Source organism: Plantactinospora veratri (assembly GCF_036421995.1).
GTDB classification, from domain to species: domain Bacteria; phylum Actinomycetota; class Actinomycetes; order Mycobacteriales; family Micromonosporaceae; genus Plantactinospora; species Plantactinospora veratri.
Genome location: NZ_JAZGQL010000006.1, coordinates 225,077 through 247,002, shown reverse-complemented (window position 1 = coordinate 247,002; position 21,926 = coordinate 225,077). Strand labels below are relative to the sequence as shown.

19 protein-coding genes are annotated in these 21,926 nt (G+C 74.0%); 8 read left to right on the top strand and 11 right to left on the bottom strand.

Annotated features, from left to right (window positions below):
• Nucleotides 1–93 precede the first annotated feature (93 nt).
• Together V1634_RS10515 and V1634_RS10510 are read left to right on the top strand one after the other, a co-directional pair.
• Complete coding sequence (locus V1634_RS10515; protein ID WP_331207622.1) at nucleotides 94–954, top strand: sensor histidine kinase; 861 nt, start codon at nucleotides 94–96, stop codon at nucleotides 952–954.
• A 71-nt stretch (nucleotides 955–1,025) separates the two neighbouring features.
• Nucleotides 1,026–1,745 (top strand): response regulator, encoded by a 720-nt coding sequence (locus V1634_RS10510; RefSeq protein ID WP_407951751.1) that lies wholly within the window; start codon nucleotides 1,026–1,028, stop codon nucleotides 1,743–1,745.
• Between the two features lie 5 nt (nucleotides 1,746–1,750).
• Here V1634_RS10510 and V1634_RS10505 read toward each other — a convergent pair whose 3' ends face one another.
• From V1634_RS10505 to V1634_RS10485, 5 genes are all read right to left on the bottom strand, one after another.
• Complete coding sequence (locus tag V1634_RS10505) at nucleotides 1,751–2,419, bottom strand: lysophospholipid acyltransferase family protein (RefSeq protein ID WP_331207563.1); 669 nt, start codon at nucleotides 2,417–2,419, stop codon at nucleotides 1,751–1,753.
• Between the two features lie 15 nt (nucleotides 2,420–2,434).
• Nucleotides 2,435–3,055: a TetR/AcrR family transcriptional regulator gene (locus V1634_RS10500; RefSeq protein ID WP_331207562.1), complete on the bottom strand. Its 621-nt coding sequence runs from the start codon at nucleotides 3,053–3,055 to the stop codon at nucleotides 2,435–2,437.
• 33 nt (nucleotides 3,056–3,088) lie between these two features.
• Nucleotides 3,089–3,607, bottom strand: coding sequence for a 2'-5' RNA ligase family protein (locus tag V1634_RS10495; protein WP_331207561.1), 519 nt, complete (start codon nucleotides 3,605–3,607; stop codon nucleotides 3,089–3,091).
• Between the two features lie 9 nt (nucleotides 3,608–3,616).
• Nucleotides 3,617–3,898 carry a hypothetical protein gene (locus V1634_RS10490; RefSeq protein WP_331207560.1) on the bottom strand — a complete coding sequence of 94 codons (282 nt, stop codon included), beginning with the start codon at nucleotides 3,896–3,898 and terminating at the stop codon, nucleotides 3,617–3,619.
• Nucleotides 3,899–4,142: 244 nt separating this feature from the next.
• Nucleotides 4,143–5,753 (bottom strand): glycosyl hydrolase family 18 protein, encoded by a 1,611-nt coding sequence (locus V1634_RS10485; RefSeq protein ID WP_331207559.1) that lies wholly within the window; start codon nucleotides 5,751–5,753, stop codon nucleotides 4,143–4,145.
• 313 nt (nucleotides 5,754–6,066) lie between these two features.
• Between V1634_RS10485 and V1634_RS10480 the strand changes: the two genes are divergently transcribed.
• Nucleotides 6,067–6,558, top strand: a complete 492-nt coding sequence (locus V1634_RS10480) for a glutathione peroxidase (protein ID WP_331207558.1) — start codon at nucleotides 6,067–6,069, stop codon at nucleotides 6,556–6,558.
• An 18-nt stretch (nucleotides 6,559–6,576) separates the two neighbouring features.
• Here the strand turns inward: V1634_RS10480 and V1634_RS10475 are convergent, their stop codons facing one another.
• Complete coding sequence (locus V1634_RS10475) at nucleotides 6,577–7,545, bottom strand: TrmB family transcriptional regulator (protein WP_331207557.1); 969 nt, start codon at nucleotides 7,543–7,545, stop codon at nucleotides 6,577–6,579.
• 120 nt (nucleotides 7,546–7,665) lie between these two features.
• On the opposite strand from V1634_RS10475, the gene V1634_RS10470 reads away from it, so the two are divergent.
• The 3 genes from V1634_RS10470 (at nucleotide 7,666) to V1634_RS10460 (ending at nucleotide 13,305) form a co-directional block, all read left to right on the top strand.
• Entirely contained in the window at nucleotides 7,666–11,514 is a 3,849-nt protein-coding gene (locus V1634_RS10470; protein ID WP_331207556.1) for a S8 family serine peptidase, read from the top strand.
• Nucleotides 11,515–11,665: 151 nt separating this feature from the next.
• Nucleotides 11,666–12,541, top strand: coding sequence for a DUF4397 domain-containing protein (locus V1634_RS10465; RefSeq protein WP_331207555.1), 876 nt, complete (start codon nucleotides 11,666–11,668; stop codon nucleotides 12,539–12,541).
• Nucleotides 12,538–13,305, top strand: coding sequence for a class F sortase (locus tag V1634_RS10460; RefSeq protein WP_331207554.1), 768 nt, complete (start codon nucleotides 12,538–12,540; stop codon nucleotides 13,303–13,305). The genes V1634_RS10465 and V1634_RS10460 overlap by 4 nt, the downstream gene beginning before the upstream one ends.
• On the opposite strand, the gene V1634_RS10455 is transcribed toward V1634_RS10460, so the two are convergent.
• From V1634_RS10455 to V1634_RS10440, 4 genes are all read right to left on the bottom strand, one after another.
• Nucleotides 13,285–13,635 carry a DUF2203 domain-containing protein gene (locus tag V1634_RS10455; protein ID WP_107261524.1) on the bottom strand — a complete coding sequence of 117 codons (351 nt, stop codon included), beginning with the start codon at nucleotides 13,633–13,635 and terminating at the stop codon, nucleotides 13,285–13,287. The genes V1634_RS10460 and V1634_RS10455 overlap by 21 nt on opposite strands.
• A 47-nt stretch (nucleotides 13,636–13,682) precedes the next feature.
• Nucleotides 13,683–14,501, bottom strand: coding sequence for a pyrroline-5-carboxylate reductase (gene proC, locus V1634_RS10450; RefSeq protein WP_331207553.1), 819 nt, complete (start codon nucleotides 14,499–14,501; stop codon nucleotides 13,683–13,685).
• A gap of 140 nt (nucleotides 14,502–14,641) precedes the next feature.
• Nucleotides 14,642–15,670: a 6-phosphofructokinase gene (locus V1634_RS10445; RefSeq protein ID WP_107261528.1), complete on the bottom strand. Its 1,029-nt coding sequence runs from the start codon at nucleotides 15,668–15,670 to the stop codon at nucleotides 14,642–14,644.
• A 221-nt stretch (nucleotides 15,671–15,891) separates the two neighbouring features.
• A complete protein-coding gene (locus V1634_RS10440; protein ID WP_331207621.1) occupies nucleotides 15,892–16,401 on the bottom strand; it encodes a polyadenylate-specific 3'-exoribonuclease AS in 510 nt (169 codons plus the stop codon).
• A 492-nt stretch (nucleotides 16,402–16,893) separates the two neighbouring features.
• On the opposite strand from V1634_RS10440, the gene V1634_RS10435 reads away from it, so the two are divergent.
• Complete coding sequence (locus V1634_RS10435; RefSeq protein ID WP_101367233.1) at nucleotides 16,894–17,586, top strand: Crp/Fnr family transcriptional regulator; 693 nt, start codon at nucleotides 16,894–16,896, stop codon at nucleotides 17,584–17,586.
• Nucleotides 17,587–17,869: 283 nt separating this feature from the next.
• Here the strand turns inward: V1634_RS10435 and V1634_RS10430 are convergent, their stop codons facing one another.
• Entirely contained in the window at nucleotides 17,870–18,067 is a 198-nt protein-coding gene (locus V1634_RS10430; protein ID WP_331207552.1) for a hypothetical protein, read from the bottom strand.
• Nucleotides 18,068–18,306: 239 nt separating this feature from the next.
• Here V1634_RS10430 and V1634_RS10425 point away from each other — a divergent pair, with 239 nt between their 5' ends.
• On the top strand, nucleotides 18,307–21,870 hold the full coding sequence (locus V1634_RS10425) for an adenylate/guanylate cyclase domain-containing protein (protein ID WP_331207620.1): 3,564 nt from the start codon (nucleotides 18,307–18,309) through the stop codon (nucleotides 21,868–21,870).
• Nucleotides 21,871–21,926 lie beyond the last annotated feature (56 nt).

Here is a 21,926-nt window from a genome sequence, read left to right as displayed (position 1 = left end):
TCCTGGGGATGTACGGCATTGCTGCCCGGGGATGACGCGGATCGGCCCGGGTACTGCGAAGGTGGTCGCGTGGCGGGAACCGGAACGGCCTGGCTGGCCGGCGCGCTCGCGGCGGCCGTGGTGGCCGTGGCGTGGCTGGCGGTGGCGCTGTTGCGGGCGCGGCGGCGGCACCACCGGACGCTCGGCGAGCGGAGCTGGCTGCTGGAGCGGGAACGGGAGAGCGCCGCCCGGGTCGCGGTCGAGGCGGAGCGGGCCCGGATCGCCCGGGAGCTGCACGACATCGTCAGCCACAACGTCAGCCTGATGGTGGTGCAGGCCGGGGCGGCCGGGGAGGTGCTGGCCAGCATGCCGGCGGAGGCCGCCGCCGCGCTGCGCGCCGTGGAGACCGCCGGCCGGGACGCGATGACCGAGCTGCGGCACCTGCTCGGCCTGCTCGCGCCGGCCCAGGACGGGGACGACACGGTCGCCGACCGGTCGGGCCTGGACCCGCAACCGGGGTTGGCCCGGCTCGGCCCGCTGGTCGACCGGATCGCCTTCGCCGGGCTGCCCGTCGAGGTACGCATCTCCGGAGCGCCGCGCCCGCTGCCGGCCGGGATCGACCTGACCGCGTACCGGATCGTCCAGGAGGCGCTGACCAACGCACTGCGGCACGGCGACGGCGAGAAGGCCGAGGTGACCATCAGGTACGCGCACAACTACCTGCGGGTGGAGGTGCTCAACACCGGCCCGAGCGTGCTCTCCGGCGGGCGGCCCGCGAAGGGCTCCACCAGCCGGTCGTCTGATGTGGACGGCGCCGGGTCGGCGGGTGCCGCACCGGGCGGGGCGGCCGGTGCGGGGCGGGGTCTGGTGGGGCTGCGCCAGCGGGTCGCGGTCTACGGCGGCGACCTGGACGCCCGGCGCCGGCTCGGCGGCGGTTACCGGGTCCGGGCCCGCATCCCACTGGACCGGCCGTGACGGATCCCGCCGAGCCGACGCCCCGGGTGCTGATCGTCGACGACCAGGCGCTGGTCCGGACCGGATTCCGGATGATCCTGACCGCACGTGGCCTGCACGTGGTGGGCGAGGCCGGCGACGGGGCCGAGGCGGTGGCGGCAGCGCACGAGCTGCGGCCCGACGTCGTACTGCTGGACATCCGGATGCCGAACATGGACGGCCTCCAGGCGGCCCGGCGGATCCTGGCGCAGTCCCCGGACTGTCGGGTGATCATGTTGACCACCTTCGACCTGGACCGGTACGTCTACGCCGCGCTCGCCGCCGGGGCCAGCGGCTTCCTGCTCAAGGACGTCACCCCGGAACACCTGGCCGCCGCCGTCCGGCTGGTCAACACCGGGGACGCCCTGCTGGCGCCCTCGATCACCCGACGCCTGGTGGAACGCTTCGCCGGCACCGTCGCCGGGCCGGACCCGGCGGGCAGCGCCAGCGGTGCGCCGGGCCGGGGAACCGGCGGCGGGCCGCAGGGCGGGGTGCAGCGGTCGGCTGGTGACGGCGCCGGGCGTACCGGTGGGCGGGGCCGGGTGCACCGGCGGCTCGCCGGGCTGACGCCCCGGGAACTGGAGGTGCTGACCCTGCTCGGCCGGGGCCTGTCCAACACCGAACTGGCCGCTCGGCTGGTGCTCAGCGAGGCGACCGTGAAGACGCACGTCGCCCGGATCTTCGCCAAGCTCGGCCTTCGGGACCGTGCCCAGGCCGTCGTACTGGCCTACGAGACCGGGCTGGTCGCTCCCGGCGACCCGACCGGTGGATAGCGGGATCAGGCGGCGGTCGAGAGTTCGTTGTAGTCGTCGGCCGGCTCCTGGCCGGAGAGTTCCCGGATCGCCGCCATGATCTCGTCGGTGACGGCACGCCGGAGCTGGCCGCTGCTGGTGCCCGGTGACTGGGTGAACCGCAGCGGCGTGCCGAAACGCACCGTCACCCGGCCAGGGCGGGGCAGGCGCGCCCCGACGGGTTGGATCCGTTCGGTGCCGAGCACCGCGACCGGCACCACCGGGGCTCCGGAGGCGAGGGCCAGCCAGGCGACCCCGGTGCGGCCACGGTAGATCCGGCCGTCGCGTGACCGGCTGCCCTCGGGGTGGATGCCGAAGGCGCCTCCCTCGGCAAGGACGCCCAGCGCCAGGTCCAGGGCGGTCCGGGCCGCCCGGTGACCGCCGCGCGGCACGGGGATCGCGTCGACGCCGGTCAGACAGGCGCGGACCAGTGCTCCCCGCGGCCCCGGCCGCCGGAAGTACTCGGCCTTGGCGAGGAAGGCGACCGGTCGGGGTGCCACCAGCGGGATCACCACGCTGTCCAGAAAGGACAGATGGTTGGCGGCCAGAATCACCGCGCCCTGCCGGGGTACGTTGCCGCGTCCCTCGATCACCGGTCGGAACACGAGCCGGGCCAACGGGGCCAGCAGCAGTCGGGTGGTTGCCTGGAGCAGCACGTGATCCTCCGCGGGTCAGTACCGGTCGGGTGCGGGCGTGGGCGGCACCGGCCGGCCGAGGTGGGCGTCGATCGCCGCCCGCAGCAGCGGCTCGACCTCCTCGGTCCCGACCGTCATCTGAAGGCTCCCCCACCGCCAGAGCTGTGCGATGCCGTGCAGGTTCGCCCAGAGGGCACCGGCGGAGACGGCCGGCGGCGGGGCACCGTCCCGCTCCGGACGGGCCCGCGCGACCAGGTCGACCAGCACCTCGAAGAGTGGGCGGCTGGCCCCGCGCAGGCCGATGTCGTTGCCGCGCAGCAGGTCGTGCCGGAACATCAGCTCGAACATCCCGCGGTTGGCGCGGGCGAACTCCAGATAGAGCCGACCCAGCCCGAGCAGCCGGACCGACGGGTCCGGATCGGCGGCGTCCCCGGCCACCTCGGCGACCCGCCGGCCAAGGTCCCGATAACCCTCGGCGGCGATCGCGGCGAGCAGTGCCCGGTGGGTCGGGAAGTAGCGGCGCGGCGCGCCGTGCGAGACACCGGCCCGCCGGGCGATCTCCCGCAACGACAGTGCCTCGACGCCCTCGTCCGCCAGCAGGTCGAGCCCGGCCCGGACCAGCCGAGCCCGCAGGGCACCACCCTCCGGCTGAGTCATAGACAGTGTCTACCAGTACTCCGTAGACATTGTCTACGGGCCGAGCGGGTGGACGAGATCCCGGGCGTGGTCGACCACCGCCGCGCCGACCACGGTCGCCTCGAGCGGCAGCATCTCCAGGCAGCGCCGCACCGCCGCCGCCATCAGGGTGTTCGGCACCCGCATCGACAGGGTGCAGTGCGGCACCCAGCGGCCGGGGCGGTACAGCTCGCTGACCGGCACGTCGGCCCAGGTCAGCCGCTCGTGCACCATCGCCTGGTGGGCCAGCAGTTCCGGAGTCGGGGTCGGGCCGAGCCAGAGCACCCGGCCGACGAACTGGCCGGCGTACTGGAAGGTCAGTCGCAGCGGAGCGGCCACCACCGTACCGGCCAGGGCCTCGGCGACCTGCTCCGGATCGAGCCGGGGAGCGACCGCGAGGGAGATGTGCGGCCGGTGCCGCTGGCCGAGCAACGAACGGAGACTCTGCACACCCTCGGACTCCAGGGCGTCCCAGAGCACCCGGATCCGTCGGGTGGCGTCGGTGTCGAGATACAACTCCAGGGCGGCGACCACCCGACCACCCTAGGGGTGGGGCCGGGCCCGCCCGTACCTGTTTCCGGACCGGTCGGCCCGGGGCGAGAAACGCGGCCGTACGCGTTCGACGCCCGGCCGCGGTGCCGGCCGACGGCGCAGGACGAGCCAGACCACCAGGCCGCCGAGCGCGGCACCCATCAGCACCGCCAGCACGAGGCGCACGGTCCCGGTGAAGACGACCTGCCCGACCGCGGTCCCCAGCACCCAGCGGGTCACCCAACCCGTGGGCCCCGACTTTCCCCACTCGCCGCTGCTCGGCCCGGTCGGCATCGCCCCTCCGCCCCTCGCGCGGTGTCGCGCGGGACCACCGTGCCCGGCGGGACCCCGGGGGAACCGGCCGCCCGACCCCCTTGGCAGCATGTGAAAAGGATTCGGCCCTGACGGCACCGCCGTTCCCGCGAACGAGCCGTTCCGGCCGCGGGTCGTCCTCGAAGCGAGCGGGGGCCGGCTCCGCGTCCCGCCGGAGTCGGCCCCCGCTACCCGCCCCCGGAAACGTCCTCCGGCGGGTTCCCGGCTATCGCAGCCCGTTGGCGACCGCCGTGATCAGCTCGCCGTTGCCGGTGTCGCCGGAGAGTTCCCAGAAGAACGCGCCACCCAGCCCCTGGCTCTTGGCGTACGACATCTTGCCGCCGATGGTGGCCGGGGTGTCGTAGCTCCACCAGTTGCTGCCGCACTTCGCGTACGCCGTGCCGGCGATGGTGCCGGTGGCCGGGCAGGTGTTCTTGAGCACCTTGTAGTCCTCGATGCCCGCCTCGTAGGTGCCCGGCGCCGCCCCGGTGGCCGTACCGCCCGGGGTGGCCTGGGTGACCCCGGTCCAGCCCCGGCCGTAGAAGCCGATGCCGAGCAGCAGCTTGCTGGCCGGGATGCCCTTGCTCTGCAGCTTCTGGATCGCCGCGTCGGACCAGAAGCCCTGCTGCGGAATCCCGGCGTACGAGGTCAGCGGCGAGTGCGGGGCCGTGGGACCCTGCGCGGCAAAGGCGCCGAAGTAGTCGTACGTCATCGGCATCAGCCAGTTGAGGTTGTTGATCGCACCGGCGTAGTCGGCCGCGTCGATCTTGCCGCCGTTGCTGCCGTCCGCGGTGATCGCGGCGGTGACCAGGTTCGACGAGCCGAACCGGCCACGCAGCGCGGAGATCAGGTTCTTGAACGCGTTCGGGCCGCTGGCGTCGCAGGTCAGCCCGCAGGCGTTCGGGTACTCCCAGTCGATGTCGATGCCGTCGAAGACGTCCGCCCAGCGGGGGTCCTCGACCAGGTTGTAGCAGGACTCGGCGAACGCGGCCGGGTTCTGCGCGGCCTGGGTGAAGCCGCCGGACCAGGTCCAGCCGCCGAACGACCAGATCACCTTCAGGTGCGGGTACATCCGCTTGAGCTTGCGGAGCTGGTTGAAGCTGCCGCGCAGCGCACCGGCGTCCCAGGTGTCGGCGACCCCGTCCACACTCTCCGCCGCCGAGTACGCCCGGTCGTAGTCGGCGTAACTGTCGCCGATGGTGCACCGGCCGCCGGTGGTGTTGCCGAAGGCGTACAGGATGTGGGTCAGCTTGGCGGCCGAGCCGCTGGTGTGGATGTTCTTGACGTGGTACGCCCGCTGGTAGACGCCCCACTGGGCGAAGTAGCCGACCACCTTCTGCGCGCCCGGGTCGGTCGGCGGCGGGGTCGTCGGCGGCGGCATGGTCGGCGGCGGGGTCGTCGGTCGTACCGTCGTCGGCGTGGCGGTGGGGGTCGGTCCACCGCCGCAGGCACCGCCGTTGACGGTGCAGTTCGCCGGGGCCCGGTAGCCGCCGGTGCCGACGTAGCCCCAGGTCGCCGAGGCGCCCGGGGCGAGCGCGCCGGCCCAGCTCTTCTGCACCGCGACGTAGCGGTTGCCGCTGCGGGTGACGTCGGCGTCCCAGAAGCTGCCGATGGTGGTCCCGGCCGGCAGGTCGAACTCGATCCGCCAGGCGGCGACCGGTGCGTCGGTGCCGTTGGTGACGGTGACCCTGACCTCGTGGCCGGAGCCCCAGTCGGAGGTGGAGGCGAAGGTGGTGGTCAGGCTGCCGGCGCCGAGGGCCGCGGTGATCGGGACCACGGCGACGGCCACCGCAGCCGCGACGCCGGCCCACAACGCCCGGCGGATGGATCTCCTCATGGTGGCGTCTCCCTTATTGATAGGAAACTTTCCAGATAGTGAGGCGACGCTACTCAGCAGTTCACCGCTTCGTCAAGATGTCCATGTTTCGATTTCACCGCCACGACCGGCGCCACGACCGGCGCCGCCATCTACCCGCCGCCCCGGCGGGCGGTGCCGGGTCGGTGGCGGGGAAGCCGATCCTGACGAGAGCGCCGCCCGGTAGCCTCTGGGCCATGACCGAGCGGAAAGTGGATGTCAGTCGGACACGGCGGCCGGAACCCGGCGACCACCGGCGAACTGGTCGGACGGCGCACGGTGGCGGAGGCATCCGGTGAGCGTCTTCGACGTCCAGATCGGAGCGCTGACCGGCGACGGGTTCGTCGGCCTGGAGCAGTTCCGGGGCAACGCCGTGCTGGTGGTCAACCTTGCCTCCAAGTGCGGGCTGACCCCGCAGTACGCCGGGCTCCAGACCCTGCACCGGAGGTACGCCGACCGTGGCCTCACCGTGCTCGGCGTACCCAGCAACCAGTTCGCCGACCAGGAGCCGGGCACCCCCGCCGAGATCGCGGAGTTCGCCCGGTCGACCTTCGGGGCCACCTTCCCGATGACCGAGAAGATCGACGTGAACGGACCCGGCCGGCACCCGCTCTACGCCGCACTGGTCGACGCCGCAGACCCGGAGGGACACTCCGGCGACATCCGGTGGAACTTCGAGAAGTTCCTGGTCGGCCCGGACGGCAGCGTGGTCGCCCGGTTCGCGCCCCAGGTCGAACCGGAGTCGCCGGAGATCATCGCCGCCATCGAGCGGATCCTGCCGAGGTAACAGTCGCGGCGCCGGGCGTCAGAGCCAGCCGTGCTCGTGGGCCTGCCAGCCGAGCTGTAGCCGGGAGCGGGAGTTGGTGCGCCGCATCAGCACCTGCACCCGGCGTACCACGGTCCGGCGACTGAGCCCGAGCCGGGCGCCGGCCGCCTCGTCGGTCAGCCCCGCCACCAGCAGCGAGAGCAGGTGCCGGTCCTCGGCGGAGATGCCGACCGCCGTCGGCACCTGCTCAGGGCCGGCCGCCGACAGCGGTGTCGCCTGGGTCCAGAGCGTCTCGAAGAGCGCCACCAGGGCGTCCAGCAGGCCGCACGGGTGCACCAGCAGCGCCGCGTCGTGCGCCGACGCGGTCCAGGCCAACGGCAGCAGCGCCAGGGTGCGGTCCGCGACCGCCAGCTTGGTGGGGAGCCCGACGGCGAGCCGGGCCAGCTCACCCGCGCGGATGTGCGCGGCGACGCTGGCCGCGAACTCGGGGTCGTCCAGGGCGCTGCTGTCGTACACCGCCCGGTAGCTCACCCCGGCGGCCTCCCGGTCGAGCTGGGTGGTGTTCACCGAGGTCGGAATCGCGTACGGGGGTGCCACCAGCACCCGCATCTCCTGCCGCGCACTGCGCTGCACCCGCTCGAAGGCCCGACCGACCGCGGCCCGCCCCGAGACGATCTCGATCAGCTCCTCGGTACGCCGGTTGCTCGCCCGCCCCCGCGCCTCGGCGGCGAGCCGGTGCGCCGCCTCCCGGGTGAGTTCCAGTTCCGCGTACCGGCGCCGGATCAGCTGCTCGACGGCGAGATCGGGCGGCACCGGTACGACCCGTTCGGCGGGCGGCGGGGTGCGGTGCACGAAACCCTCCCGTTCGAGTACGCCGACCGCCCGGCGTACCCGCGTCTCCGACAGGCCGAGCCGGTCCGCGAGGTCGACCAGCCGGGCGCCGCCCTGCCGGATCAGCGCCAGATAGGCCGACTCCTCCACCGCGGTCAGCCCGGCGAACCTCAGCACGGCCGAACCTCCTGGCGCATCTAGGTCATGGCGCAGTTGCGCTCGCTGCGGATCCTTTACCGGCATGGTGACGAAGTGTGACGCTGCCCGATGATCTAGCAGCACGTCAAGGGAGCTTTCGTGGTCAAGCCAGCACGTACGGTTGTCGCGCTCGCGGTCACCGTCGCCATCCTGGCCGCCGTGGCCCCGCCGGCCGCCGCCGCGCCGCACGGTGGCGCAGTCGCGCCAGCGGTCCCCTCCGGACCGGCGGCGGTGCACACCGTCACGCTGGTCACCGGGGACGTCGTCCGGCTGCACACCTTCGCGGACGGTCGCCAGTTCGCCGAGGTCGACGACCGGGGCAGCCCACCGGGGCTCGGCTTCCAACTCTCCGAACGGGACGGAGACCTGCACGTCACGCCGTACGAGGCGCTCCCGCTGGTCACCGCCGGACGGGTCGACCCGGCCCTGTTCAACGTCACCGACCTGGTGGCCGAGGGCTACTCCGACGCGGCCCGGTCCCGCCTGCCGCTGCTGCTCACCGGTGCACCCGCCGCCCCGGGGCTGCGGGCCGCCGCCCCGGCGACCCCGGCCGGCGCGACCCGGCACCGCGAACTGCCCAGCATCGGGGCGATCGCGGTGGGCGCGGAGAAGTCCCGGGCCGCCGACTTCTGGTCGGCCGTCACCGGCCAGCACACCCGGCCCGGCGACCGGGCGAAGGCCGGCCCGGCGACGGCCAGCGCGCTGGCGAGCGGGTTCGGCAAGCTCTGGCTCGACCGACGGGTCCGGGCCGACCTGGCCGAGAGCGTGCCGCAGATCGGTGCGCCCCGGGCCTGGCAGTCCGGGTACGACGGCCGGGGCGTGAAGGTCGCCGTCCTGGACAGCGGCTACGACCCGACCCATCCCGACCTCGCCGGCCGGGTCAGCGCGGCGGCCAGCTTCACCGGTACCCCCGACCCCACCGACCGGGTCGGGCACGGCACCCACGTCGCCGCCACCATCGCCGGCGCCGGCACCACCACCGGTCGTACCGGCGACCGGCGCCCCGGCGGCCCGGGTCGCGACGACACCGGGCCGGGCGGCAAGGGAGTCGCACCCGGCGCCCGACTGCTGATCGGCAAGGTGCTCGACGACCACGGGTCCGGGGACCTCTCCTGGGTGATCGCCGGCATGGAGTGGGCGGTCCGCCAGGGCGCCCGGGTGGTCAACCTCAGCCTCGGCGGCCCGGCCGGCGAGGGGCCGGACCCGGTCACCGAGGCGCTCGACGCGCTCTCGGCCAGCTCCGGCGCGCTCTTCGTGGTCAGCGCCGGCAACGCCGGACCCGGCCGGCAGACGGTCACCACCCCGGGCACCGCCGACCGGGCGCTGACGGTCGGCGCGGTCGACGACCGGGACCGGATCGCGGACTTCTCCAGCCGGGGCCCACGACTCGGCGACGGCGCGATCAAGCCGGAGATCACCGCCCCCGGGGTCGGTATCGTCGCGGCCCGCGCCGCCGGCACCAGCCTCGGCGAGGTGGTCGACGCCGGCCACACCTCGATGTCCGGCACCTCGATGGCCGCCCCGCACGTCGCCGGTGCGGCGGCGCTGCTCGCCCAGCGGCACCCGGACTGGCGGGCCGACCGGCTCAAGGCGGCCCTGGTCGGCAGCGCCACCGAGACCCGGGACACCCCGGTCTGGGCCCAGGGCGCCGGCCGGGTCGACGTCGCCGAAGCCCTGGCACAGCCGGTCACCGTCGACGCCGCGACGCTCGCCCTCGGCCGGGTCCCGGCCGGTACGCCGGCCCGGAGCGCCACCGTCGGCTTCACGAACTCCGGTCGCCGGCCGGTGACCCTCACCCTGGACGTCGAGGCCCACGACCTCGGAGCCGACCAGCGGCGGGCGGTACTCGGCATCTCGCCGGCCCGGCTCACCGTGCCGGCCGGCGGGCGGGCCAGCGCGGTCGTCCGGCTCGACCCGACCCGTACCGCCCCGAACCGGTACGCCGGAGTGCTGACCGCCCGGGGCGGCGGCAGCGAACTGCGTACCCCGGTCGGGTTCCACGTCGTCCCGCCGACCCGCCGGCTGACGATCCACGCGGTGGACCGGGACGGCCGGGCCCCCACCGACTTCTTCACCCGCTCCCAACTGTTCGATCTGGACACCGGCGAGGAACACTGGGCCCACTTCGGCGGCGGGCAACCCGCCACCGTCGAGCTGCCGGCCGGCCGCTACGCCGTGGCGACCTGGGTCTTCACCATGGCGGCGTCCGGCTTCCCGAAGGACGCCACGCTGCTCGCCGAGCCGGAACTGACCGTCGAGGCGGACCGGACCCTGCGCCAGGACGCCCGCAGCGGCCGGGAGATCCGCGTCGACACCCCGGACCGGACCACCGCCGCACAGGCCGCGCTGGTCTGGCAGCGCGGTACGTCCGCCGCCTCGCTCCTCTCCGGCGAGTCGTTCAACCTGAACACCATCCGCCGGATGTACGCGGCACCGACCCGGCCGGTCTCCACCGGTACCTTCCAGTTCTTCAGCCGGTGGGACCTGGCCGCACCGGCGCTCACCGCCACGGTGAGCGGCCCGGACGGCTTCCCGGTGCCGGAACCCCGGCCGGTCGACGGCGCACCCCTGCTGGACGGCCGCAGCAGCGCCCGGCTGGTCGACGGCGGCGACGGCACCCCCGCCGAGCTGGCTCGGGCCGGAGCCCGGGACGCGGTGGTACTCGTCCGGCTCGACCGGGGCGACGCGGAGGATCCCGGCGTCGCACAACTGCGGGCGGCCGGCGCGGCCGGTGCACGGGCCGTCCTGCTGGCCGGGCCGACGCCGGGCTACCACGAGGCCAACGGGTACGGCTCGCCGGTGCCGGCGTACCGGGTGGACGCGGACGTGGCGCAGCGGCTCCGGGCACGGCTGGCCTCCGGGCCGGCGACGCTCGCGCTGGACGCCGTCGCCCGGTCGCCGTACCGCTACGACCTGCTGCTGCCGGAACGGGGGCGGGTGCCGGCGGACCTGCACTACCGGGCCGGCGATCTCGCACTGGCCACGGTGGAGTCCGAGTTCCACCAGCACGCACCCGAGATGCTGGCCCGGGAGACCCGGGCCGGCTATCCGGACGGGGTGTCGACCGGCTTCGGATTCAGCCGGACCGTCACCGCCGCACACCGGCGTACCGACCACGTCAGCACCCGGGGCGTCGCGTGGCGGAGCAGCGGAATCCTGGAGGCGTACCAGGTCGGCAACCCGCAGGGGCAGCTCTGGGGGCCGCTGCGGACGTACCGGGCCGGCGAACGGGTCCAGCAGGTGTGGTTCCCGGCCCTGACCCGGCCCGCCGTGCCGGCGACGGTGACCCCGGACCACGCGTACGGGCTGCCGGTGAACCGGGCGTACGACGCCATCCGGGTCGCGGTCCCGCAGTACGCGGACGGCACGGCAACCGCGTACGGCTGGGTCGACGGCCGCTCCGACCGCAGCGAGCTGACCCTGACCCGGGACGGCAAGGTCGTCGGCCGCAGCAGTACCTCCTCCGCCCAGTTCACCGTGCCGGCCGGCACCGGGCGGTACCAGCTCCGCCTCGACGTCGCCCGGGACTCGTTCCCGGAACGTCCCTGGTGGACCACCTCCACCGCCACGTCGACGACCTGGACGTTCCGTTCCGGGCGGCCGCGCGGCTCCCGGCCGGCGGTGCTGCCGCTGCCGCAGCTCGGCTACGACATCGGGACCGACCTGACCAACACCGTCCGGGCCCACCGGCCGTACCGGCTGGTGCTGCGCCCCGGCTACCAGCCCGGTGCGACCGGACCGGGCCGGTTCACGGTCCGGGTCGCGGTCTCCTACGACGACGGGGCGCACTGGCGGGACGCGCCCGCCCGGGGCGGCCGGGAGGTGGTGGCGACGCTGCCGGCCGCCCCCGCCGGGGCGCGGTTCGGCACCGTCCGGGTGAGCGCCGTCGACCGGGACGGCAACCGGGTCGAACAGACCATCGTCCGCGCCTGGCGGGTGACGGGTTGAGCTGAGACGCCCGCCCGCGACCCACCCTCCCGATCGAACGGACCGGGGGTGGGACGGACCGTGGGCGACGGACCGCGTGTGACGGACCGTGGGTGCGACATTCCGGGTGGTGGCGCCGATACCGTGCCGGCACATCCCAGGGAGGCGAGAAATGGAGCACCTCGAACGTCCTGTCCGGCCCGGATGGCGCATCGCCGCCGCGGCCGCCGCCCTCGGCCTCGGCCTCGGCGTGTCCACTGTGGTCGCCGGCCCGGCCGGTGCCACGGCACCGGTCGGATACGTCCGGCTGGCCCACCTGTCGCCGGACACCCCGGCCGTCGACGTCTACCTCGGACCGGCCGACGGCACGACCGAACCGCAGGTTTTCAAGGCGGTCGGGTACGGCGTGCTGTCGCCGTACCTGCCGCTGCCGACCGGCCCGTACGCCGTGGCGATGCGTCGGGCCGGCGCGCCGAGTGGCGACCCGCCGGTACTCACCACGGGCGTGTCGGTGAAGCCCGGCGGGGCGTACACGGTCGCCGGTGTCGGCCGCTACGCCGAGCTGGGGCTGAAGGTGCTCGACGACGACCTGAGCGCACCCGCCGACGGCCGGGCGAAGGTTCGCGTGGTGCAGGCGTCGGTACGGGCACCGGTGGTCGACGTCACGGTGGCCGCCGGGCCGAGCATCGCCGACGCCGTACCCTTCGCCACCACCACGCCGTACCACCAGGTCGAGCCGGGGCGGTCGAAGCTGCGGGTGTCGGCGACCGGGGCGAAGGCGACCACGGCCGACGTGTCGCTGCGGAACGGGACGGTCTACTCGCTGCTGGTGCTCGACGCGGAGGCGGGCGGGTTGACCACCGAGCTGCGCGTCGACGCGCGGGGCGGGGTGGTGGTGCCGGACGGCGGGGTGGACGCCGGGGCCGGTGGGACGGCCGGGCCGGGCGGGCCGGCGTACCGGCTGGGGCTGGCTTCGGTCGGCGCGCTCGGTGCGGTCGTCGTGGTGGCGGTTGCGAGGTCCGCCGCCCGGCGCCGCCGGCACCCGTGACGGCCGGCCGGAACGCGCCGGGCGCCGTCGACCTGCTGCTCTGCGGGATCCTCGGGGTGAGCCTCGGCATCGCGGCGGCCGGCGACGCGGCACCGGCACCGGCACCGGTCCCGGTCGCAAACCCGGTCCCGGCACCGGTCCTCGTCCCGCCGCCGGGACCGGTCGCGCCGCCGCCCGTCGCATCGACAACGTGCCCGGAAGGCTGCCCCGACAACCCGGCCGGCGCCACCGACCGGGCCACCGGCGGCGCGCCGACCCGGGTACGCATCCCGCGGATCCGGGTCGACGCGGCCCTGACCCGGCTCCGGCTGGACCGGTCCGGCCGGCTCGGCGCCCCCCGCGACTTCGCCGAGGCCGGCTGGTACGCCGGCGGCACCGCGCCCGGGGACGTCGGGCCGGCGGTACTCGCCGGGCACGTCGACTCGGCCACCGGCCCGGCGGTCTTCGCCCGGCTGTCGGAACTGCGCCCGGGCGACCGGATCGAGGTACGTCGCGGCGGCCGGTGGCTCGGGTTCCGGGTGAGCGGGGCCGGCCGGCACGCCAAGGACGCCTTTCCGACCGACGCCGTCTACCGTCCCACCCCCGGCCCGGAACTGCGGCTGATCACCTGTGCCGGGGCCTTCGACCGGTCCACCCGGCACTACCGGGACAACCTGGTCGTCTACGCCGTCGCCGACCGGCCGGCGGTGATCCCGGTCCCCGCCGCCGGCCGGAACCCCGGCGTCCGGGCCGGGCCGGTCGGCTCAGACGGGGCGCCGGCCTGAGAAGCCGCACTCCACCCGGTGGTACCACCGCAGGTCGCTGTCCCCCTCCAGCCAGCACCAGAGCACCGGCCGGCCGTCCCGCTCGCCGGGGAAGTCGAGCAACACCGGAGCGAAGCCCTTGACCTGGATGTCGTGCCCGGTCAGCTCCTCCAGGATGCCGAAGATCCGCGCCTCCAGGCCCTTCACCTCGGCCAGCCCACCGAGCGGGCTCGCTCCCCGGTCGGTCAGGTCGGCCCGCAGCTCGGCCAGGTCGGCGCGGAGCACGATCAACTCGTCGATCCGGGGGCGCAGCGTCACGATCAGGTGACGTGCCTGGGCAAGGGTGAACACGGGCACAGTATGGGCCACCCGGGGCCCGACCGGACCGGACGCCCCGGTCAGTCGTTCTGCGCGGCGATCTCCCGCGCCCGGTCCCGGGCCGCCTCCAGCGCGGCCAGCAGCGCCGCGCGTACGCCGTGGTTCTCCAGCTCGCGGATGGCCGAGATGGTGGTACCGGCGGGCGAGGTGACCGCCTCGCGCAGCTTCACCGGGTGTTCGCCGGAGTCGCGCAGCATCACCGCCGAGCCGATGGCGGTCTGCACGATCAGCTCGTGCGCCACCTGGCGGGGCAGCCCGAGCAGGATGCCGGCGTCGACCATCGCCTCGACCAGCAGGTAGAAGTAGGCGGGGCCGGAACCGGAGAGCGCGGTCACCGCGTCCTGCTGCGACTCCGGCACCCGGATGGTCGCCCCCAGCGGCCGGAACATCTCCTCGGCGAGTTCCAGGTGCCCGGCGGTGGCGTGCACCCCGGCGGAGATCGCGGTCATCGCCTGGTCGACCAGGGCCGGTGTGTTGGTCATCACCCGGATCACCGGGGTGCCCTCCGACAGCCGCCGGGCGAAGAAGTTCGTCGGCAACCCCGCGCAGAGCGAGATCACCAGCTTGTCGGCGGGTACCTTCGGGCCGATCTCGTCGAGCAGCGCGTCGGCGTCCTGCGGCTTGACCGACACCGCGAGGACGTCCGCCTCGGCGACCGCGGTCAGGTTGTCCACCACCCGTACGCCGTACCGGGTGGCGATCTCCTCGGCGCGCCCCTGCCGCCGGGTGGTCGCCAGCAGCCGGTCCACCGGCCAGCCCGCGCGGAGCAGCCCGGAGAGCATCAGTTCACCGATCTTGCCGGTGCCGATCACGGCAACGGTGTGCGCTCCCGGCGCCATCGCTCCTCCTCGGGTGGAAGCCGTCAAGCCGTCGCTGACGGGGTGACCGCCCGGGTCCCGGGTGGCCGCCGCAGCCGGCGGAGGGTCGGTTCCGACCTCTCCGAGCCGGTGCGGCGGGTCACACCCGGCACCGCAGGTCGTCAGCTGCCGAAGAAGACCTCGGCCTCGGTGTAGCGGTCCAGCGGCACCGTCTTCAGCTCGCGGGTCGCCTCGGCCAGCGGTACCCGGACGATGTCCGTGCCCTGCATGGCGACCATCTTGCCCCAGTCGCCCTCGTGGACCGCGTCGATCGCCTGCAGGCCGAGCCGGGTGGCGAGCACCCGGTCGAACGCGGTCGGGGTGCCGCCGCGCTGGATGTGCCCGAGTACGACGGTCCGGGCCTCCTTGCCGGTCTTCGCCTCCAACTGCCCGGCGAGCCACTGCCCGATGCCGCCCAGCCGGACGTGCCCGAAGGCGTCCAGTTCCTGGTTGTGCAGCACCATCTGGCCGTCGAGCGGCTGGGCGCCCTCGGCGACCACCACGATCGGGGCGTACTGCTTCTGGAAGCGCTTCTCGACGTAGGTCGCGACCTGGTCGACGTCGAACTGCCGCTCGGGCAGCAGGATCACGTTCGCCCCGCCGGCCAGGCCGGCGTGCAGGGCGATCCAGCCGGCGTGCCGGCCCATCACCTCGACGACCAGGGTGCGGTGGTGGCTCTCGGCGGTGGTGTGCAGCCGGTCGATCGCCTCCATCGCGATGTTGACCGCGGTGTCGAAGCCGAAGGTGTAGTCGGTGGCGCCGAGGTCGTTGTCGATCGTCTTCGGCACGCCGACGACCTGGACGCCCAGCTCGTGCAGCTTGGTGGCGACGCCGAGGGTGTCCTCGCCGCCGATCGCCACCAGGGCGTCCACGCCCTGCTGCGCGAGGTTGGTCTTGATCTGCTCGACCCCGCCCTCGATCTTGAACGGGTTGGTCCGGGAGGAGCCGAGGATGGTGCCACCGCGCGGCAGGATGCCCCGCACCTCCGCGATGCCGAGCGGCTTGGTCAGCCCCTCCAGCGGGCCGCGCCAGCCGTCCCGGAACCCGACGAATTCGTGGTCGTAGCTGGCGACGCCCTTACGCACCACCGCTCGGATCACCGCGTTCAGACCCGGGCAGTCACCACCACCGGTGAGCACGCCGATACGCATGATCTGCTTCTCCTCCAGGAGCTTCGAATGAGCCCGTCAAGCCCCAGGGTGAAAGTCGGGTGAGACCGTCGGCGTCGTTGCCGGCCCGGGGCGGGCCGTCATTGCGCACTGTAGTCGCCCGCTCGGGGGCGGACCACCGCGCCCCGGACACCGTCCAGAGGCCGAACCGGTCACCGGGGCAGGCCCGGGGCGGTACGGGTCGAAACGGTCACGAGCCGCGCTCAGGAACGCCCCGGCCGGGCGTGCATCGCCTGCCAGCGGGCAAGATTGTGCCGGGCGTCGACCAGGGCGTCGTGCCGGTCCGAGGCGGCGTCCGGCAGCGGCGGGCTGCCCCGGTCCTCCCAGCGCTGGCGCAGCTCCTTGGTGAACCGGGGGATCTCCCGGGGCAGCGCCGGCATGGCCCCCCAGAGCTGGGCGAGCGCCACGTGGTCGTACGCCGCGTACCAGGCCCAGAGCTCCAGCTTCTCCCCCGGGCGGTCCCGGACCGGCTCCATCAGGAACTCGTAGAGATCGTCCCGGATCCGCTCGCGGGAGCGCCACGCCCCGTCGCCCGGCGAGGGCAGCTTGTCCAGCACGTGCCGGCGTACCCACGGCACGGCCCGGGAGTCGTCGAACTCGGTGGAGACCGCGTAGAACTCGCGACCGTACTCGTCGACGACACCGATTGAGACGAGGTCGACGAGCCGGCCGTCCTCGATGAACTCGCAGTCGTAGAAATAGCGGTAGACCATCGCCGCCATCCTCGCCCATCCATCCCGCCGTACGGGAATCGGGGGTGGAAATTCCACCATTCGGCGCCGGACTACCCGCTCGGGGTACGACTCGGGGCGGTCGGCGTGGTGATCGGCGAGTACCGCCGGATCACCACGCCTTCCCTCTCGGTCCGGCCGGCGCCCCCACGCCGGTCGTACCCGGGTCCGCCGCGGCCGGCCAGCGGGACTTGGCTCACCCTCCGGCCGGTCGCGGCTCCCCGCGCCCCCACGTATCCGCCACGCCCCCGTACGGTCCCCACCCAGTGGCGGATCTGATGTCAGAATGCCCCCTGGTCAGCGGCAGAACTGTCACAGAAGTGATTTCAGGGGTGTACAGCAAGCGACACGACCGTCATGATCTGATGTGTACCGCTACCGGACCCTACCGGTATCAGTTTCACCTTGCTTCTTCGGTCGGTTGCGGGTCGCCCGAGAGCAGAACTGGGTTATTTACCGGGGAGGGGTTGAGCCGTGGAGGTTCGCCTGCCTGAGCCGGGCGACGCCCTCACCGGCGTCGACATGTTCGCCGGCCTTGAGCCAGAGGTGCGTCAACGGGTGATCGCCGCGGCGGTGCCGCGCACCTACCGCAAGGGGCAGCTGCTCTTCGTCGAGAACGATCCCGGCGAGTCCCTGATCGTCCTGCGCCGGGGAGCGGTCGCGGTGTTCCGCACCGCCCCGACCGGCGAGCGCGCGGTGCTCAACGTCATCCGCCCGCCGGACGTACTCGGCGAGGTGTCCCTGCTGGACGCCTCCACCCGGTCGGCGTCCGCCGAGGCCATCGAGGACTGCACCGCGCTGGCGCTGTCCCGTGGCGCGTTCATGGAGCTGGTGCACTCCAACCCGCGCATCCTCGACGCGGTGATGCGGTCGCTGGGCGGGCTGATCCGCCGGCTGACCGAGCAGAACGCCGACCATGTCTTCCTCGACCTGCCCGGGCGGGTCGCCAAGACGCTGGTCCGGTTGGCCGGCGAGAGCCAGGCCCCGATGATCACCATCGAGCTGAACCAGAGCCAACTGGCCGAGATGGCCGGCGGTTCGCGGCAGAGCGTCAACCAGGCCATCGGGTCGTTCGCCAGCCGGGGCTGGCTGCGCACCGAGGGCCGGCGGATCGTGGTGACCGACGTGGCGGCGCTGCGCCGTCGCGCCGGCATGGCCGAGCGCTGACCCGTCCGCCGACCGGTCCACACCGAGCGATCGGCCAGCGCGGCGCCCGTCGGGGGTGTCGCACCCCCTTGGTACGCGTCGAGCGCGTCCCGACGTCGGCACGACCGTCTGGCGCCTCCGACGTCGGCGCCACCGTCGAGAGTGTCCGGTCACCGTCGACTCCGGACCGACGGCGCCGGTCGACGGTACCGGCGCGGTGGTCCGGTCCGGAAACGACTGCGGGCGTTCCGGAAGACCGACAACGGTTTCCGGAACGCCCGGTCAGTGCTGGGCGCCGCGACGATCAGGTCGCCCCGGGCCAGTTGGTCGTCTCCCGGCCGCCACCGCGGGTCGCCCCCGGCCAGTCGGGAGTCTCCCCGCCGACGATCCCGGCGGCCTGGAGCTTCGCCAGGGTGGCGGCGTCAACGTCGATCATGTCCCCTGAGGAGTGGCCGTTCCCTTCGCCATCGGTCCATTCCTTCTCCAGTCGGACGTACACCATTCCCCATCTCCCCTGATAAATCGTCGATCGGTAGGCGCCAATGACTGTATCTTGGATCACTATGGGTGGGACTGTCCGCTAGCTAACAGCCCGGTTCCCGACACCGGGCCGGGCGCTGATACTCGGCGGTGGCGAACCTCTCCCACACCACCGCTGGCGGCTCGGCGGAGCCGCCGGTCACGGCCGGGCGAGGCCATCCCGGTGGACGGCACGTCCCTTCGACACCGTAGGAGGACGGCATCTCCGCTACCTGCACCAGATGCGGCCGGATCGGTGCCGCTGGCGACCGTTACTGCGGCGGCTGCGGCACCGAGCTGACTCCGGCCTGTCCGCACTGCGACCAGCCACTGGCCGCGGATGCCGCGTTCTGCACGGCCTGCGGCAAGCCCCGGCCCGCCCAGCCCGGCCGACCGGCGGTGATGCCGCAGGAGGACCGGCGGCGGGTCAGCGTGCTCTTCGTGGACCTCATCGACTTCACCCCGTACGTCGAACGGGCCGACCCGGAACTGGTCCGGGGCATGCAGACCGCCTTCTTCTCGGCGGCCCGCCGGGTCATCGGGCAGTACGGCGGGGTGGTGGAGAAGTACATCGGCGACGCCGTGATGGCGTTGTTCGGGGCGCCGGTGGCGACCGAGACCGACCCGCTGCGCTGCGTACGCGCGGGTCTGGAGTTGCAGCGGGTGCTGACCCGGTTCACCCCCACCGGCGCGGACCACCTGCGGTTCCGGGTCGGGGTGGCGACCGGCGAGGCACTGGTCGACGTGGCCGCCGCCCGGGACGGCGGACAGGCCATCGTGGCCGGTGACGTGGTGAACACGGCATCCCGGATGCAGTCGGTGGCACCGCCCGGCGGGGTACTGGTCTGCGGCACCACGTACGCGCTGACCCGGGACGCGATCCGCTACTCCGAGCAGGCGCCGGTGACCCTGCGCGGCCGCTCCTCGCCGACCGAGGTGTGGCTGGCGCTCGCCCCGGTGGACCGGCAGCCGCCGGACCGGGAGCCGGACACCACCCCGCTGATCGACCGGGAACACGAGCTGGGGCTGCTGGTCAACGCACTGCACCGGTCGATCCGGGACCGCCTGCCGCAGATGGTGACGGTGCTCGGGCACGCCGGCATCGGCAAGAGCCGGCTGATCCGGGAGCTGTTCCGGCACACCGAGCGGCTGACCGACGAGCCGTTGACCTGGCGGGTCGGCCGCTGCCCGCCGTTCGGCGAGAACGTCACGTTCGCCGCGCTGGCCGACATCGTCAAGGCCGAGGCCGGGATCCTGGACACCGATCCGGCGCCGACCGCCACCCGGCGGCTGGAGTCGGCGCTGGTGGAACTGGTCGGGCCGGGTGCGGCGGACCGGCTGATGGACGCGCTGCGCCCGGTGGTCGGGCTGCCCGGACCGACCCTGCCGGCCGAGGAGTCCGAGTCGGCGTGGCGGCGCTTCCTGGTCGCGCTCGCCGCCCGCCAGCCGACCGTACTCGTCTTCGAGGACCTGCACTGGGCCGACGAGGCGATGCTGAACTTCGTCGAGCTGCTCGGTGCCTACGCCCAGAACGTGCCGCTGCTGCTGCTCTGCACCGCCCGCCCCGAACTGGTCAACCGGGAGCCGAGCTGGGCCGGCACCATCACCGGCTCGATGACGGTGACCCTGCCGCCGTTGCGGGACACCGGCATCGCCTCGCTCTACGGGCACATCTTCGGCCAGGCGGCCTTCTCCACCGACATGCTCAGCCCGCTGGTCGAGGTGGCCGACGGCAACCCGCTCTACGCCCACGAGTACGTCCGGATGCTCATCGAGCAGGGTGCGCTGCGCCAGTCCGGCCGGGGCTGGTCGCTGGAGAAGCAGCAGGACCTGGCGATGCCGGAGAGCGTGCACTCGGTGATCGCCAACCGGGTGGACCTGCTGGACGGCCCGGACCGGATGGTGCTGCTGGCCGCCTCGGTGGTGGGGATGCAGTTCTGGCCGGGCGCGGTGGCGGCCGCGCTCGGCCAGCCGGTCGAGTCGGTGGAGCGGGCGCTGCGCCGGCTGGAGCAGCGGGACTTCGTGCACGAGCAGGCGACGTCGACGATGGCCGGGCAGCCGGAGTTCCGGTTCCGGCACGTACTGGTCCGGGACGTCTGCTACCAGCGGCTGCCCAGGACCGAGCGGGTCGCCCGGCACGACCGGACGGCGGACTGGCTGGACGGCATGTCCCGGGGCCGGGACACCGACCTGGCCGAGGTGCTGGCCCACCACCGCTGGGCGGCGCACGAGATCGCGCACACCCTCGGGGTGGACACCGAGCGGTACGCTCCGCCGGCCCGGGAGGCGCTGCACCGGGCGGCCCGCCGGGCGTACGCGCTGCACGCGCTCGACGCGGCGGCCAACCACGCCGGCCGGGCACTCGGGCTGGCCGACGACAGCGATCCGGTCGGCCGGCTGCAACTGGAGCTGCTGCTCACCGAGATCTCGTACTTCCGCGACGGCACCGCCTTCCTGGCCGGCGGCGGCACCGACCAGTTGCACGTGCTGGCCGACCGGCTCTCCGCGCACGACGAGCCGGGCGGCGCGGCCCGGGCCTGGACACTGCTCGGCAAGGCGGCCTGGCTGCGGGCCGACCGCGCCGAGGCACTGTCCTGCCTGGACCACGCGGTCGAGCTGTTCGACGCGCTGCCGGACACCGCGCAGAAGGCGGACGCCTACGCCGAGCTGGGCCGGCTGCACATGCTGAACTACGAGCGCGACCCGGCGGTGGCGGCGGCGGGCGCGGCGGCCGACATCGCCGAACGCCTCGGCCTGGTCGAGACCCAGACCGACGCCCGGATCACCGTGGCGACCGCCCGCTACCAGTCCGGTGACCGGGCCGGGCTGGACGAGCTGCACACGATCCTGCGGTTCTGTCAGGACTCCCAGCTCGTCGTGCTGCCCCGGGTGGTACGCAACCTCTCGCACGTGATGCGGGAGGAGGGCGACTGGATCCGCGCCGACGAGCTGGTGGCGTCCTACTCGGCACTGGCCCAGGCCGAGGCGCTCTCCACCGGCGGCTCGGCGGAGGCGGTGCGGGCGTACTACGAGGGCGACATCGGGCGGCTGCTGACCGTCGCCGACGGTTTCGTGGACACCGCGGCCGGTCGCTGGGACATGCAGGTCCGGGGCATGCGGGCGTACCTGCGGGTGCTGCGTGCCGAGCCGGTGCCGGGGGCGACGCCCGCCGGCCGCGCCGGGGTGGCCACCCCGGACGAGGTGGACGACGTGACGGACGCCCTGGAGACCGCCCGGCGCAGCGGCTTCCACCGGCTGCACTGGAACATGCTGGGCCTGGGCGCGCTGTGCCGGGCCCTGCAGGGGCGTACCGGTGCGGCGGCGGAGCTGCTCGACGAGCTGGCCGACTCGTGGGCCAAGGTGCCGGCCCTGGCCAGCGGGGAGTGGATCCCGGCCGCCTCGTACGCCGCCGCGCTCACCGGCCGGGAATCGGCGGTCTGCGTCCGCGGCATGCTGGACGCGGTCACCCACTCGACGCTCTGGGTGGAGGCGGCGGTGCGTACCGTGACGGCGGCACTGGCCGGCACGGACGGCGACCACGCCCGGGCCGGGCAGCTCTATCTCGCGGCGGCGGAGAGCTACGGCCAGATCCCGGACGTCACCGACCGGATGCTCGGACTGGCCCTGGCCGCCGGTGAACTGGCGCTGGCCGGCGACGACTCCGCCGCCGAGGTGGCGCTGGCCGAGGTACGCGCCTTCGCGCTGCGCAACCGGGTGCCGGGGCTGCTCCGGCTCGGCCAGGCGCCGCCCGCCCCCGGTGCCAGTACCCCGGTGCTCGCCTCCTGAGCTGGCGCCACACCGCCGGGACGGCGGCCCGCTCCCCCGGACCGGCCGTCGAACCA

Excerpts from the sequence above, each read along its gene's own strand:
- proC (WP_331207553.1), bottom strand. The coding sequence starts at position 14,501 with ATGGCGCCGGGAGCGCACACCGTTGCCGTGATCGGCACCGGCAAGATC.
- V1634_RS10500 (WP_331207562.1), bottom strand. The coding sequence starts at position 3,055 with ATGACTCAGCCGGAGGGTGGTGCCCTGCGGGCTCGGCTGGTCCGGGCC.
- V1634_RS10465 (WP_331207555.1), top strand. The coding sequence starts at position 11,666 with ATGGAGCACCTCGAACGTCCTGTCCGGCCCGGATGGCGCATCGCCGCC.
- V1634_RS10445 (WP_107261528.1), bottom strand. The coding sequence starts at position 15,670 with ATGCGTATCGGCGTGCTCACCGGTGGTGGTGACTGCCCGGGTCTGAAC.
- V1634_RS10430 (WP_331207552.1), bottom strand. The coding sequence starts at position 18,067 with ATGGTGTACGTCCGACTGGAGAAGGAATGGACCGATGGCGAAGGGAAC.
- V1634_RS10440 (WP_331207621.1), bottom strand. The coding sequence starts at position 16,401 with ATGGTCTACCGCTATTTCTACGACTGCGAGTTCATCGAGGACGGCCGG.
- V1634_RS10510 (WP_407951751.1), top strand. The coding sequence starts at position 1,026 with ATGATCCTGACCGCACGTGGCCTGCACGTGGTGGGCGAGGCCGGCGAC.
- V1634_RS10485 (WP_331207559.1), bottom strand. The coding sequence starts at position 5,753 with ATGAGGAGATCCATCCGCCGGGCGTTGTGGGCCGGCGTCGCGGCTGCG.
- V1634_RS10490 (WP_331207560.1), bottom strand. The coding sequence starts at position 3,898 with ATGCCGACCGGGCCGAGCAGCGGCGAGTGGGGAAAGTCGGGGCCCACG.